Source organism: Calditrichota bacterium (assembly GCA_013112635.1).
Lineage (GTDB): Bacteria > Calditrichota > Calditrichia > Calditrichales > J004 > JABFGF01.
In genome coordinates, this window is the sequence record JABFGF010000001.1 from 565,886 (window position 1) to 579,284 (window position 13,399).

11 protein-coding genes are annotated in these 13,399 nt (G+C 35.4%); 2 read left to right on the forward strand and 9 right to left on the reverse strand.

Annotated features, from left to right (window positions below):
- Positions 1–96 precede the first annotated feature (96 nt).
- The 5 genes from HND50_02555 to HND50_02575 form a co-directional block, all read right to left on the reverse strand.
- Positions 97–1,080 (reverse strand): response regulator, encoded by a 984-nt coding sequence (locus HND50_02555; protein NOG44078.1) that lies wholly within the window; start codon positions 1,078–1,080, stop codon positions 97–99.
- A gap of 102 nt (positions 1,081–1,182) precedes the next feature.
- Entirely contained in the window at positions 1,183–2,121 is a 939-nt protein-coding gene (locus HND50_02560) for a methionyl-tRNA formyltransferase (GenBank protein NOG44079.1), read from the reverse strand.
- Complete coding sequence (gene yajC, locus HND50_02565) at positions 2,121–2,465, reverse strand: preprotein translocase subunit YajC (GenBank protein NOG44080.1); 345 nt, start codon at positions 2,463–2,465, stop codon at positions 2,121–2,123. The genes HND50_02560 and yajC overlap by 1 nt, the downstream gene beginning before the upstream one ends.
- A gap of 59 nt (positions 2,466–2,524) precedes the next feature.
- On the reverse strand, positions 2,525–3,643 hold the full coding sequence (gene tgt, locus HND50_02570; GenBank protein NOG44081.1) for a tRNA guanosine(34) transglycosylase Tgt: 1,119 nt from the start codon (positions 3,641–3,643) through the stop codon (positions 2,525–2,527).
- Between the two features lie 91 nt (positions 3,644–3,734).
- Positions 3,735–4,994 carry an ROK family transcriptional regulator gene (locus tag HND50_02575; protein NOG44082.1) on the reverse strand — a complete coding sequence of 420 codons (1,260 nt, stop codon included), beginning with the start codon at positions 4,992–4,994 and terminating at the stop codon, positions 3,735–3,737.
- Positions 4,995–5,233: 239 nt separating this feature from the next.
- On the opposite strand from HND50_02575, the gene HND50_02580 reads away from it, so the two are divergent.
- Together HND50_02580 and HND50_02585 are read left to right on the forward strand one after the other, a co-directional pair.
- Complete coding sequence (locus tag HND50_02580) at positions 5,234–7,246, forward strand: DUF4954 family protein (protein NOG44083.1); 2,013 nt, start codon at positions 5,234–5,236, stop codon at positions 7,244–7,246.
- A 9-nt stretch (positions 7,247–7,255) separates the two neighbouring features.
- Positions 7,256–8,065, forward strand: a complete 810-nt coding sequence (locus HND50_02585; GenBank protein ID NOG44084.1) for an LOG family protein — start codon at positions 7,256–7,258, stop codon at positions 8,063–8,065.
- Here HND50_02585 and HND50_02590 read toward each other — a convergent pair.
- The 4 genes from HND50_02590 to HND50_02605 all read right to left on the reverse strand — a co-directional run bounded on the left by HND50_02590 (position 8,062) and on the right by HND50_02605 (position 13,393).
- Positions 8,062–9,201: a cyclic nucleotide-binding domain-containing protein gene (locus tag HND50_02590; protein NOG44085.1), complete on the reverse strand. Its 1,140-nt coding sequence runs from the start codon at positions 9,199–9,201 to the stop codon at positions 8,062–8,064. The two genes, HND50_02585 and HND50_02590, sit on opposite strands and share 4 nt — an antisense overlap.
- The gene (locus HND50_02595) at positions 9,201–10,289 is read right to left on the reverse strand and encodes a cyclic nucleotide-binding domain-containing protein (GenBank protein NOG44086.1); all 1,089 of its coding nucleotides are present in this window, start codon (positions 10,287–10,289) and stop codon (positions 9,201–9,203) included. The genes HND50_02590 and HND50_02595 overlap by 1 nt, the downstream gene beginning before the upstream one ends.
- A gap of 321 nt (positions 10,290–10,610) precedes the next feature.
- Positions 10,611–12,707, reverse strand: coding sequence for a hypothetical protein (locus HND50_02600; protein NOG44087.1), 2,097 nt, complete (start codon positions 12,705–12,707; stop codon positions 10,611–10,613).
- A gap of 8 nt (positions 12,708–12,715) precedes the next feature.
- Positions 12,716–13,393, reverse strand: coding sequence for a Crp/Fnr family transcriptional regulator (locus HND50_02605; GenBank protein ID NOG44088.1), 678 nt, complete (start codon positions 13,391–13,393; stop codon positions 12,716–12,718).
- Between the last annotated feature and the right edge of the window lie 6 nt (positions 13,394–13,399).

Here is a 13,399-nt window from a genome sequence, read left to right on the forward strand (position 1 = left end):
GAAAACAAAGACAAGGGATGGAAAATAATAATTGTGTAGCGTGAAGGATTACTCTCAGAAAGAAGATTAAAAATGAATTTTTTCAATTTAAAATAGCTAATTTGTAATATCGCCAAAATCCATTGATATATTTTCTATACTTTCATTCTTAAAAACCTGCTTAAATTCCTTATATAAATAAGGATTAATTTTACCTTTGTCCAACTCTGAATCCATAGCTGAAAACGATTCAGTAACAGATAATGCTTCTCGGTAAGGGCGATTTGTAGTAAGGGCATTAAAGCTATCTGCAATTGAAATGATTTGTGCATTTAGTGGAATTTCATCACCTGATAGCTGATCCGGATAACCCATTCCATCGAACTGCTCTTTATGATGACGGATAATTGGCAAAACATTTTTTAACGAGTCTATGGATTGACAAATTTTCTCTCCGGCTTCCGGATACGATTTTATATTTTCAAATTCTTCTGAAGAAAGTGGGCCTGGCTTAGAGAGAATATTTTCTGATATCTCAATTTTACCAACAGCGTGTAACAATGCACCTTTGCCAATATTTTTTATCTCATTATCTTCTAACCCAAGATGCTTGGCAAAATGGGTCCCAAATCCTGCAAGTTTCTCATTTGTTCCTTTTGCATACGCGTCTTTTCTTTCGGCAATCAACGCCAATTGAAATATTAATTTTTCAGCACTTTTTAACTGGGCTTTATAATTTTTCAACTCCAACAATTTTTCAACGCGCATTTTTATATCAAAAATATTAAATGGTTTGGAAATGTATTCAACACCCAACTCAAAACATTTAGACCGCGATCGGTTATCTTCCAGTCCGGTAATCATTATTATTGGAAGATCTTTTGTCTTGGAAGAACCAAGTAAATTCTGGCAAACTTCAAATCCATCCATGCCTGGCATAATAACATCACAAAGCACTAAATCAGGAGATCCTTCTTTTGCTAAGCTTAAACCTTCTCTTCCATTATTAGCGCTGATAAAAGTATGGTCAGTTCCAAGGAAGTAAGTTTTAATTAACGCAATGCTTTCGTCGTAATCATCAATTATTAAAATCTTAGACACAGAAATCTCCAAAAGGTAAGTTTAATTTAATTCGGTCTGGAAATGAGGAACTTAAGCAGTATTTTTAATACGCTATAAAATGATCTGAATTAGAGGATGGAATTAAGGTTTAATAATTTTAAAACAATCACCAACGGTCAATTTATAACCATTTAAAAAATCACGGGAGGTCATTTTTCTTTTTCCTTCAAGCTGGACTTGAAGGATTTTAATCGCATTGTTTTCACATGCAATGGAAAAACTTTTATCTGTAACTTCAATAATTTTTCCGGCTGACTCCTTTTTGGGAGAGATAATTACTTCACTTTGTAAAAGTTTAATCTTTTTATCATTTACAAAAGAATACGCACCGGGATAAGGGCTTAATCCACGAATTTGATTGTGAACATCTCGGGCCGGTTTTTCCAAATCAATTAAAGCGGTGAGGTTATTTATTTTTGGGGCTTTTGTAGCTTTCGTGTTATCCTGGGCAATGGGATTAATAACTCCTGCAGCCAATTTATCCAGGGATTGTACAAGCAAAGCGGCACCTTTTTCGGCTAAAATATCGTGCAATTCTCCTGCTGTCATATTCTCTGATATTATCGTTTTGTCTTGCAAAAGCATATCGCCGGTATCAACTTTGGAATCTATTAACATGGTTGTAACGCCGGATTCCAGGTCACCATTCATAATGGCCCAATTGATTGGTGCTGCTCCACGGTAAGCCGGCAACAGAGAACCGTGAACATTCACTGTCCCTAATTTTGGGATTGTAAATATTTCTTTTGGTAGAATTTTAAATGCAACAACTACAAAACAATCTGTAGAGTAGTTTCTAAGTTGCTCGATGAAATCACTATCTTTAAAACTTTCCGGTTGCAGAACTGAAATATGGTATTTCTCTGCAAATTGTTTTACAGGTGATGATTTAATCTTTAGACCGCGGCCTTGTTTTTTATCCGGAATAGTTACAACAGCACAAACCTCATGGCTGGATTTTATTAAAGCTTTAAGGGACTCCACAGCAAAATCGGGAGTCCCCATAAAAACAATCTTCATTATTTTTTAACGTCTCCTGCCCCGGTTTTTCCACCAACTGGGAGAACAAGTTCAATTGCACCTTTATCAAGGTTTAGCTTTACATTGTCATCAACTTTGACGATGGCAGTTTTATTTTCATCAGTAAAGCCAACAACTTTTCCATGAATTCCACCACGGGTAATAACATTGTCACCTTTTTTTAATTCCTCAACCATTTTTTGCTTTTCTTTTTGTTTTTTTAATTGTGGGCGCATCATTAAAAAATAAATGATGACCATGATTAAAATAAATGGTAAAAAGGACATTAAACCGCCGGCGCCCTCACCTGCATCTTGAAAAAACAATAAAAACATTTGTAACATTTTTTGCTCCTTTAAAGTTTGTAAATTTTAATATTCAAAGCTTAATTATTATCTGAAATTTATTCCATGCTTTTTAGAATGTCTTTTTTCCAATCTGAAAATTTGTTCACTAAAATTTGATTCCGCGCCTCCCGCATAAGTTGAAGATAGAAATGTAAATTATGATGCGTTGTTAACCAAATTCCAAGAACTTCACTTGTGTTTAACAAATGGCGAATATATGCCCGGCTAAAATTTTTGCATGTATAACAATCGCAGTTTTTGTCTAATGGCTCCTGAGATGTTTTATAACGCCCTGCTTTTATTACAACCCTCCCATCCCAGGTAAAAACAGTTCCATTGCGGGCATTTCGTGTTGGCATCACACAATCAAACATGTCAACACCACGTTCAACACACTCCAGTAAATCCTGCGGTGTTCCAACACCCATCAAATAACGCGGTTTCTCATTTGGTAGAAAATCTGTGCAAAAATCTGTTGTATGGTACATTTTATCTTTAGATTCACCCACAGCCAACCCGCCAATTGCATAACCAGGAAAATCCATTTTTACAAGTTCCGTGGCACTTATTTCACGAAGTTGATCAAATGTACCACCCTGAACAATCGCAAATAGCCATTGATCATAACCATGGATTGAACCACCTTTTTCATACAAATCACGCTGAATCTGTGCCCATTTCAAAGTTAATTTATTTGACTTCTCGACATATTCGAATGTTGCGTCATGAGGAGGACATTCATCCAAAACCATCATTATATCCGAACCAATATGCTGTTGTGTTTCTAATACACTTTGAGGTGTAAACGTATGATAAGACCCGTCTAAATGAGATTGAAAACGAACTCCATTTTGATCTATTTTGCGTAATTCTTTTAGGCTATAAACCTGAAAACCGCCACTATCGGTAAGAACCGGTTTATCCCAGTTCATGAACTTGTGAATCCCGCCAAAGGAAGAAATTATCTCCTGTCCGGGTCGCATATAAAGGTGATATGTGTTCCCAAGGATTATTTGGGCCTGCAAATCGTTCAGGTCTTTAGGTGATTGTGTTTTTACAGAAGCCTGTGTCCCAACGGGCATAAAAATCGGGGTTTCAATCATCCCATGATCTGTTTCAATAAGCCCTGCTCTGGCCTTTGATTTTTGGTCTGTATGTTTTAACGAAAACTTCAACTAAGTCTTTTTAATTTTTGTGAAGCGATAATTTAGGGAAGGTTATAAACTAATTCAATGATAATGGAAGTAAAATAGCCTTAAGGGCATATTAGCTTTTTCCAAAAATAGCCCGGTATCGACCAAGGTTTAACTGCTCACTATAAAAAATATCATCAAGTACAAGGCCAACAGATCCAAGCACACCAGAGACATCTTTTAGTCCGGCATTTTGAATTTTTACAGCAAGAATTGGTGTATGCAGCTCATCCTTCTTAACTCGTTCACGGATATACTCCATGAGCCTGGTGTTATATGCAAGATGGTCTCCACCAATCAACAAGATTTCCGGATTAAGCGTATTGATTAGGTTTATGCATAAAATCCCAACAATACCTGCGTACTCTTTAATCAACTCCAGTGCCAAAGGATCATCTTCTAATGCTTTATCCATTATGGTTTCAATACTTAGCTCATTTTCTTTCATGCCTGTTTCAAAGTTTTCCCGGATTCCTTTACAAGCACCCTCGATAAGTACTTTTTCAGACAGAATATCTCCAAATGTTTTATGCCCGTTGTAAAGCCATTTAAACTCTGCTTCATTTTGGATATAATAGCCCAATTCATAAAAGCCAACTTCACCGGCACTCGCGCTGACACCACGATATAACTCACCATTAATCACAATACCCGCACCAATCCCATCACCAACCCACAGGTAAATCATGTTATTGTAGTTGCGCCCATTTCCAAACCGCGATTCTCCAAAAGTAATCGCCTTAACATCATTTTCAATAAAAGTTTCGATACCAAATTCTTTTTCAAAAATCTTTTTTATTAATACGCCTTCCCACTCTTTTAATGAGTCCGATTCTAAAATACAACCTTTTTTATAATCGATTAAGCCGGGAATTGAGACGCCGATACCCATCGGTTTTGCAGATTTTACCCACGTCTCTTTTAAGTAATCACTTATTAATGGAAACAGTAGAACTAAGACATCTGTCAGGGATACATTTTCAGGGTATTCAATGGTATTTTGCTTATATATGTGTGCGTTTAAATCGGTAAGTGCTACTCGGGCATGATCGCGTTTGATTTCAATACCAATTGCAAATCCTGCTTTAGGATTAAATTCTAAAAGGATTGGTTTACGGCCACCAATTTTTGTTGATTTACCCATGCCAATTTCTTTAACGAAATTGACTTCCATCAGTTTTGTAATTATTTCTGAAACGGTTGCTTTTGAAATTTTGTATTTTTTTGATAATTGAGCCCTGGAAAGCGGTCCATACAATTTTATAAACCGTAAAATATTTAACTCATTATAATCCCTGACGAGTTTTGTTCCGTAACCAACTTTTCGCAACATAAAAAACCTGTAATTATCTTAATTTTAGTAGGATAAGTATTCTAATATCTTTTTTATTAATAAAGGAAGTGATATTTTAAATTTGTACGATAATGATGTTAATAGATACAACTCTGAATATAGCATAAAATTACAATTAAAAAAAATCAGGCTTAATAATGAACGGTGATTTAAATAAAAAAAATCGGCAAAAGGAATTGTTATTAAAAAAATTTCCATCCGGAAAGAAATTCAGAAATTTGAAGAATAACGAAATTGAACTACTTGAAAAAAGTAACAACTACTCAGATAATTGGGAGTTTGTATTTATTTCTGAAACTACTGATTTAACTTTGATAAAAAACTGTGAGTTTTACGGTCCTGTTTATATCGATTCCATAAAGAAAAAACAAGTAAAACATGAAAACACTATTTTACAAACCGGCATTTATAATTCTTGTTTAAACAATTCAATAATTGGAAAAAATTGTGCCATAAAAAATGTCCATAATCTATACAATTATTTTATCGAGGATGATTCCCTGCTTTTTAATATTTCTGAAATAAACTGTTCAAACACAGCTTCTTTTGGGAATGGTTGTCAGACAGAATCTGGTGAGCAAGACTCTCTTGAGATAGGAAATGAGAACGGTGGGAGGCAAGTTTTACCATTTGAAAGCATTTTGCCAGCAGATGCTTTTTTGTGGTCTCGTTTTAGGGAAGATGCTTTACTTTTAAAAAAGCTAAACCTGATTACAGATAATACTTTTGATAATAACGATACTCTTGGACGTATTGGTCAAAATAGTATTTTAAAGAATATTGGACGAATTGAAGATTCTAAAATTGGTAGTTATGTTGAAATAATTGGAGCCACACTTCTTAAGAATATTACTGTTCTTTCAAATAAAGAAGAACCTACAAAAATTGGTGATGCTGCAGAACTAATCAATGGAATTGTTGGTTATTCAAATAAAATTGTTCATGGGCCAAAATGTATAAATTTTGTAACCGGCCGAAATGTAAAAATCGAATTGGGTGCAAGGGTAAAGCATACTTTCGTAGGATCAAATTCTACAATTGCCTGTTGTGAGGTTTTGAGCAATCTCATCTTTCCTTTCCATGAACAACATCACAACAACTCCTTTTTAATCGCCTCTACCCTTCTGGGACAATCAAATATCGCTGCCGGTGCAACAATTGGTTCTAATCATAACTCCCGGGCTGCAGATGGTGAAATATTGGCCGGACGTGGTTTTTGGCCCGGACTAAATTCAAGCTATAAACATAACTCTCGGTTTGCTTGTTTTTCTTTAATTGCAAAAGGATCTTATGAAACGGAGCTCAATGTAAAACTGCCCTTTTCGTTAATGAGTATAGATTCGTCATCCGGACAGCTACAAATTTTTCCGGCTTTCTGGTTTCGCTATAATATGTATGCTTTGGCAAGAAATTCCTGGAAATTTAATAAACGTGATAAGCGTGTGAAAAAGGAACAAAATATTGAGATGGATTACCTGGCTCCGGACTCGGTTGCTGAAATATTGATTGGAATCGAAATTCTTGAACAAGCTGTAAAGACTGAAACAGGAGAAGTTCCTTTTGTTGATGAAAGCAACTTTGATAAACAGGAATTGCGAAATATTTATTTAAATGATATTGCCCCCAAACAAAAAGTACTCGTTATTAAACCGCTTCAAGCCATTTGGCTGTATAAATTGATGCTCTCGTATTTTGCAGCAAAAGAGATTTTGAAATACATCCTAAAAGATGGTGTAAAAGACATTGATTCGCTTTTTAAGGAAAGCTGCTTATCTCAAAATTGGATGAATTTTGGCGGTCAGCTTATTGAAGAAAATGATTATTTAAAAATAATCGCCGATATAAAAGAGGGTGATTTAAACTCTTGGCCATCTGTTCATAAACGCTATAACGATCTTTGGGAAAAATATAAATATCAAAAAAGGGATTTTGCAATTCAATGCTGGTTACAAAAAGAAAAGAAATCAGCAAAGAATATTTCTACTATTGATATTATTGAACTGCTAACCAATGCAACAAACACAGATGCACAAATCTTGCAATGGACAAAAGATGCCCGAATAAAAGATTATTCAAATCCGTTTCGCCAATCTGTGTACCGCAATAGAAAAGAAATGGAAGCAGTTTTGGGGAAATTTGAAGAAGACGCATTTATAAAAGAAATGGCAAGCCAGCATAAACAATTTAAAACAGAAATAAATAAAGCGGTCTTAAAACTGCAAAATAACTAAAGGAACTAAATGACAACTCCACATAAACCAGATAAAGCCTATAAAAACAATGAATTTTTAAACAGCAAAAATGCTCGTCCATTACGTATTCAGGCTGAATACTTTGAACCTTTTTACCGCTTTAGAAAGCATAATATAAAAGCAACTATTGTATTTTTTGGTTCAGCAAGGATACTATCTAAAGAAGAAGCTGTTGAAAAAGTAGACGCTGCAGAGAAGCTCCACTTCAAACATGTAAATGACAAAAATAAGGCTGCTTTAATTCAGGCTCAAAATGATTTGAAAATGTCTCAATATTATGAGGATGCTGTTGAACTTTCAAAAAGAATAACTGAATGGACTTTGGATGAAGCAACAAAAAAGCAAAAGTATTTTGTATGTTCGGGTGGAGGTCCGGGAATTATGGAAGCAGCAAATAAAGGCGCTGTCCTGGCCAATGGGCGTTCAGTCGGTTTAAATGTTTCTCTTCCGATGGAGCAATACCCGAATCCCTTTATTACAAAAGAGCTAAGTTTTGAGTTTCATTATTTTTTTATGCGTAAATATTGGTTTGTTTATTTTGCCAAGGCGATTGTTATTTTTCCAGGAGGATTTGGAACACTTGATGAATTAATGGAAGCTTTGACACTTATCCAGACAAAGAAAGTTAATAAAAAAATGCCAATAATTATTTTTGGAAAAGATTACTGGACGGATGTTCTGAATCTTGATGCTTTGGTAAAATGGGGAACTATTTCTGAGGAGGATTTGCAGCTATTTAACTTTGTGGATACTGTAGAAGAAGCAATGAATATTTTAGAGGATCGCCTTCCTCGTTAAGCCACTAACTCATTTGATTGTTCATAATATTCAAAAAAATCGAGGCTTTCCAGAAAAGAGTTAATTTTTGCATCTGTCGACCGGGGTGTCCAAAACATCATTCCAATTACATCCCTGTCCACGGCGGCAACTAAATCCCGCACAATAATTGCCAATAGAAGCGTGTGTTTATCACTCCAGGCCTTTTTAATATTAAAGTCAATTTCCAGCTCAGGCAATACCTTAATTTTAATTTCATTAATTATCGAGAAATACTTTTCAAAATTATGATAAGACCTGTTGATAGCACGTTGGGTAATTCTTGCACCTGCAAAATGGATAAAGTCAGATAGTTTTTCATGCAGATATTTCTGAATTATTTGAAGATTTGTATCCTCAGATTTTTCTTCATTAACATTTTCTTCTTTTGGTTCGATGGCTTTATCTGTATGCACTTCGGGAGAAACTAAAGTTGGCTCAATTCGATAGGACCCTTTCTCCCATTCGAGAATGATATCCATCGCCTCGTCTTCCTCCATCTCACCAAATTCCAGCTTAATCAATTGCCCTTTTTTGTAGTGAAATTTTGCTTTCGATTCATTATTGCTAACAACAATTGTTCCGGTTAAAGAATTATCTTCAGCATATTTTAACAACTGGACAACATGAATTTCTTCCAGTTCTCCATGAGGCATAAATTTTTGTTCGTAATATTCTTCAGACTCTTTGCGGGCAATATTAGATTCTTTGAGACGCTGGGTTAACAGGTGAGTTAAAGTTAAAGTGATGTTTGGGTTATTCATTATCAGGCCGTCAAAAACTGCGCGGTTTAATTCCCAAACTTCAATTTCGGTTACAGATACTACACTGGCTGATCGTGGTTCGCCGGAAATCAGGGCCATTTCACCAAAATGGTCACCGGCTTCTAAATACGATAATACAATTTCCTGGCTAAGATCTTCGTGATTTGCAAAAACCTTAACACGGCCGCTTTTTATTAAATAAAGGCAATCACCTGGATCACCTTCTTTTATGACAAGGGTATTTTCAGGAAAAGTATGTGGTTCTAGTTTTTCCGCAATTAAATCTAATTCTTCCTCTTCCACAAAGGTAAAAAGAGGAATACTCTTAAGTTGCTCAACTGAGTTTTTATACATTAAAGAAGTGTGTTTTCAACAAGTTTTACAATTTCACTAACTTCATGCGTTTTTGTAAGTTCTGCATTACCAAGTTGTTTTATTTGCCCTTCAAACTCTGCTTTAATGGAATCATCCGTTATAAAAATAAATGGCAGATCTTTTTCTTCCCGCACTTTGTTTATAAAATCAACACCATTTCCATCAGATAATTTTACATCGGATATAATCAAATCCGGATTTAACGAGCCGGCTTTTTCCATAGAATTTGCAACATTTGAAGCTGTATCAACGATATACCCTAATCCTTTGAAGGCACGCTCAATAACTTTGCGTACGACCAATGAATTATTCACAATTAGAATGCTTTTAGTCTCAACTTCGTCAGATTCTTCAGCCTCAATGCCAAGATTTAGCGGACTTACTGTAATATCAAATTTACCTTCATTCCAGCCAAGCATCGTGTCCAGAGCTTCATCTTCGGTTACATCACCAAGTTTAACCGATATTAAGTTTCCACGCTGAAACTCAAAATGCCCTTTATTCGCTCCATTTACGAGATTCATTGTACCAGTAAGAGAATTACTCTCACAAAAGCTGATTAAATCAACAAGAGCGATGTCTTTAATATCTCCTGTTGGACCTTTACCGCCTTTTGTATCAATATCTTCCGGCTTAGGCAATTTTGCAGCTTTTTTATTGGTATCGCTCAAACGTTGGCTAACTATTTTTGTCATGCTTAGCGCAATCGATGGGAAGCGTTCCAGAATAACATCAAAATCATTTTTATAAAGAACAAAAGTTTCGCATCCATCGTTTGAAAGGACTGTAGCTGATCGCGGCTCGTCTGTTAAAAGGGACATTTCACCAAAATAATCTCCAGACTTAAGTGTTGCCACAACAACTTCTTTACCGGGTTCGCCTACTTGCACATCAGTTTCACCACTGATGATGATGTACATCTCTTCACCTTTGTCACCGGTTTTACAAATGGCTTCACCAGCTGCAAATGTTTTAAACTTCAACCGCTCGACGATAAAGTCAATGCTCTCTTTTCCAAGCATTCTAAAAATAGGTACTTTCTTTATTATTTTTCCTATTTGGATCATTTGATCTATTCTCCCAGTCCTTAAGGTGCTAAATATTTATTAAATAAAAGAAAAAGTATAATACTATAACAAAGGCTGCCAGGTAATACCAGATTGATTTCACTTTATTTTTTGGCAATCGTTCAAATTTTATGCGTTGATCTTCTTCCGGCTTTAAATACGAAAAATCTCCAAGCCTTTTTTGTAGATCGAACGTTCTGTGCTTTTTTGTAGGTTTAAACACAATTAAATTATATTTTTCTGGTTAGTATTTTGGAATGTTAATTTAATCGCACAAAACGAATATACTTAATCGCTTAAATTGTGTCAATTCGATAAAACTTATGAAATTAGGCTGTTATTTCCTCCTCCTGCCGAGGCCGGTAAAAGGATTTTAAAAGTAGTACCCTTCCCTTGCTCGCTATCAACATCAATCTGGCCACCATGCTCTCGTACAATCTGGTAAACAATAGCTAAGCCAAGCCCTGTTCCGGAGGATTTGGTTGTGAAGAAGGGATTAAATATTTTTTCCTTTAAAACGTCATCAAATCCGGTACCGCTATCTTTGATCGATATTTCAATAAACTTATCCGATAAGAGGCCTGGAGAACGTTTTCTACGATCTATTGTTGGAATCTGCTTTTGGGCATTGTCCGCCGAAATATTTAATTCTCCGTCTGAGTCCATCGCCTGGATACCATTTAAAATAACATTAATTAGAACCTGTTGAATTTGGTTGGCATCAACAAATACCTGGCCTAAATCTTTAGCATAATATTGAGAAACGGTAATATTTTTTTCTCTCAATTTTCGCGTAAAAAGTCCAAGTGCTTCGTCAACTATGGATTTTATATGGCACTCTTTGGGGTCAGGCCTTGTGGGTTTTGCATAAGAAAAGAACGAACGCAATAATGTATCCAGCCTGTCGACCTGTCTTAATATACGATAAACATATTCCAGGGTGTGCGAGCCTTTGGGAAGTTCCTCTTCCATATTTTGGGCCATGGCCTTTATTCCCGCAAGTGGATTACGAATTTCATGGGCAATCCCGGAACTTAAAATCCCCAACGAGGCCATGCGGTCCATACGTATAATTTCTGCCTGTATACGTTTGGTTTGAGAAATCTCCGAGAATACCAGAATATAATAGGTTTTATTAAAATCCCATTTCATTGTATAAATTGAATAGCCAATATAAAAATCAGACTCTTTGCTGAAGTGAAGATGTATTTCTTTTCTGACAACTGGAAATTCACCGCTTTGTATGGAATCCTCAATTTGCTCGAAAGCATTTGGATCAAACATTTCCTGAAGGTTTGCCGGTGTTTTTTTAGAGCGGAGGATGTTGTTGGAAGCCGGATTGTAATAATGGATTTTCTGGCTTTCATCAAATATAACAAGGCCAAAATCAACCGCAGATAATACCTTTTCTAAAAGCAGGGAGTTTTTAGCTACAGAATCAATCGGCATATTTTGTAGTAATGAGCTTGATTCATCCTTTCCAACTATCTCTAATAATTCTAAATGATATACTATTTTTTGTGCAGCAATTGTTGTAAAAGCCAAATCATTTTCAGAAAAATCCGTTCGATATAATTTATTTATTAAAATAAAACACGCTATTGGTTGGTGTAAAAGTACAAGTGGAGTTACGAGCATCCCGGAAATTTTATAACCTAACAATTCTTCAAATTCCTGAACAAACGGATCTGATAATAAATCTTTTTCAAATATTAACGGGTAATTATCTTTAAGAAGATATTTGATTTTTGAGTTTTTTATAGAAATCGAAAACTTCTTTGTAATTTCCTTGCCATCCTGGCTGAAAATTTGAATTATAAAATTGTGTTTCTTCTCATTATAAATTCCAACTACACACATTTCCACTGCCAATGCGAGCTCAAGCTTTTTTACAAGGCCTGTTTGAAGATAATTCAATACGTCAACTTTGGTTTTGAGCTCCGTTAGCCTGTTTAACTCCAACAACTCATCCATATAGGAAATAAGCTTTTTTTCACCATCTACAATATCTTTGTAAAGGTTAACCCGGCGTTCAAGATTATTTAAATGGACTGAATTGTTTATCTCGGAAATGAGCAGGTATTTATTTACAGGTTCAACCAGAACCCTGTTGTGCGGAACTTTATAAAGCTGTTGAACTAAATGGAGTTGGCTTTCTGCGAGTAAAAAAACAAATGGCAGGTTTGCGTATTTATTTTGCGAGCGTAAAGGTTCGATTATTCTATAATCAAAATTATCGTAGGATGTGATGTCCAGAATTAAAAGATCAGGATTTTCTTCAATAAAAATTTCATGAAAAGCCTGTTCAAAGGTCCCTGCAGTAATTTTATTTGTTGGATCAGCTAATAGATTGAGATATTTGGTCAACCTTTCTTCATTATTTGAAACAAGGCAGATTGAAATTTGACGCGTATTCATCAGATATTTCAGGAGAAATCTTGTCTGAAACGGTCATATTCCAAAATAATTAGTTTGCTTCCTTCTTTTTTTACATAACCCAGTTGATTCAATGATTTTATAACACGAGAAATTGTTTCACGGCTTGTGCCGGCCATATTTGCCAGATCTTGCTGAGGCGGTAAACTGGATATTTCAACCTTACCATGTTTTATTGTCCCGGAATCATCAGCGATGCGTAAGATGGTAGAGGCTACACGTCCTAAGGCATTTTGCAAAGACAAACTTTTTATTTGTGAATCACTTCTGCGCAATCTATGGGCAAGTTCTTTTAACAGGTTAATAGCAATTTGTGGATAATCATAAAGCATTTGTAAAAAATTTTCCCTGCGAACGATAAGCATCTCAGTATCTTCCAGGGTTACAGCATTTGCGCTTCTTGTTTGGCCATCCAAAATAGACATTTCACCAAAAAAGTCGCCATCTACTAAAATAGATAAAATGACTTCTCTACCCTCATCACTAATCCGTGATATTTTCACCCTTCCATCCAGGATAACAAACATTGTGGAACCAATCTCTTCCTCAATAAGCACCATGTTGTCTTTTTTATAAACCTGTCGAACGGTTTGCTTTGAAATACTTTCCAAATCCTCATCACTAAGCTCAGAAAACAAGGGAATTGAGCCTAAAAGTTCGATATCCATTTATAA